Genomic DNA, 1,991 nt, shown 5'->3' with positions numbered 1-1,991 from the left:
CGCCCACTCCGGTGCGGGAGGTGGTCCTTGATGCCGTGTGGCGGCGCTTTATGCGACTACTCGCGCCACCTCCCGGGCGGGCGCGGCGCGGCGCGGCGCGGGAGGTGGCGCTTGATGCCGAGTGGCGGCGCTTTATGCGGCCACTCGCGCCACCTCCCGGGCGGGGGCGGCGCCCTGGGCGGATCGAACGGCGATCGCGCGCGAACGGCGTACCCGACCTGGAACGCATCGACGCACCCGCGCGCATCACAGAGCTCGAGCCGCACGCGAGCGGCGTCGCCACAGTGCACTCGCCCCGCACAGCCGTGGTGGGCTACACCTCGATCACCGGCAGGAGGCGACACCTGCGGGGGATGGCGCGGGGTCGCGCGCGCGGGAGGTGGTTGGTCGTGCCGCTCCTCGGCGGTTGAGGCGGCACGAGGTGACACCTGCGGGGGCGGGGGTCGACGGCATCCGAAGTTCGTTCGGAACCCTCGCAAAAGATCCCGCTTACTCTTGAGACCATGTGTGGAATCGTCGGATACGTGGGCCCGCGCCCCAGCCAGGACATCCTTATCGCCGGCCTCGCCCGACTCGAGTATCGCGGGTACGACTCCGCCGGTATCGCGGTCATCGACGAGAACGGCGACCTCGGGATGCGCAAGAAAGCCGGAAAGCTCAGCATGCTGCGCGACTCTCTTGCGGATGCTCCACTCGGCGACGGCACGACCGGAATCGGCCACACGCGGTGGGCGACGCACGGCGGGCCGACCGACATCAACGCGCATCCGCACCTCGCCGCTGACGACAAGCTCGCCGTCATCCACAACGGCATCATCGAGAACTTCTCCGCCCTGCGCGAAGACCTGCTCTCCGACGGTGTGACGTTCCTCAGCGAGACCGACACCGAGGTCGCAGCCGCGCTGCTCGGCCGCGAGTACGCGAAGAGCGGCAACCTGCAGGATGCCTTCCAGAACGTCGTGAACCGCCTCGAGGGCGCCTTCACGCTGCTCGCGATGCACGAGGACCACCCTGGTCTCGTCGTCGGCGCCCGCCGCAACTCGCCTCTCGTGATCGGACTCGGCGAGGGCGAGAACTTCCTCGGATCCGACGTCGCCGCCTTCGTCGAGCACACTCGCAAGGCGCTCGCGATCGGCCAGGACCAGATCGTCTCCATCACCCCCTCCGAGGTCACGGTGACCGACTTCGAGGGCAACCCGGTCGAGGCCGAGCCGTTCGACGTGTCGTGGGATGCCGCCGCCGCCGAGAAGGGCGGATGGTCATCCTTCATGGCCAAGGAAGTCGCCGAGCAGCCAACGGCCGTCGCGAACACGATCCTCGGCCGCGTGAGCGACGGACAGGTCGTCATCCCCGAACTCGACGGACTCGACGAGCTCTTCATCGGCATCAACCGCGTGATCATCACGGCGTGTGGCACGGCATCCTATGCAGCCCTCGTCGGAAAGTACGCGATCGAGCAGTGGGCCCGCGTCGCGACCGACGTCGAGCTCGCCCACGAGTTCCGCTACCGCGACCCGGTGATCGGCGACGACACGCTCGTCATCTCGATCAGCCAGTCCGGCGAGACCATGGACACGCTCATGGCCGTCAAGTACGCCCGCGAGCGCGGCGCGCGCACACTCTCGATCTGCAACACGCAGGGCGCCACGATCCCTCGCGAATCGGATGCCGTCGTCTACACCCACGCGGGCCCCGAGGTCGCCGTGGCGTCGACCAAGGCGTTCTCGGCGCAGATCACCGCGCTGCTGCTGCTCGGTCTGCACATGGGGCGTGTGCGTCAGACGCTGACCGACGATTCGGCGGTTGCGGAGCTCGCAGACCTTCCCGCCAAGATCGCCAGCGTGCTCGAGAAGGAGAACGACCACGTCTCGCAGCTCGCCGGCTGGATGGCCGACACCCGCTCGGTGCTGTTCCTGGGTCGCCACGTCGGATACCCGATCGCTCTCGAGGGCGCGCTCAAGCTCAAGGAGATCTCCTACATCCACGCCGAG

1 protein-coding gene is annotated in these 1,991 nt (G+C 68.5%); it reads left to right on the top strand.

The window, feature by feature from the left end:
* Positions 1-503: 503 nt before the first annotated feature.
* Positions 504-1,991 (top strand): glutamine--fructose-6-phosphate transaminase (isomerizing) (glmS, locus tag NT132_RS14215; RefSeq protein ID WP_297790189.1); only part of this gene is annotated, 1,488 nt, incomplete at its 3' end.

The sequence above is a fragment of the Microbacterium sp. genome (genome assembly GCF_026393345.1).
GTDB lineage: Bacteria > Actinomycetota > Actinomycetes > Actinomycetales > Microbacteriaceae > Microbacterium.
Note: the sequence above shows the minus strand (reverse complement) of the source record. Positions and strands in the feature narration are given on the sequence as shown.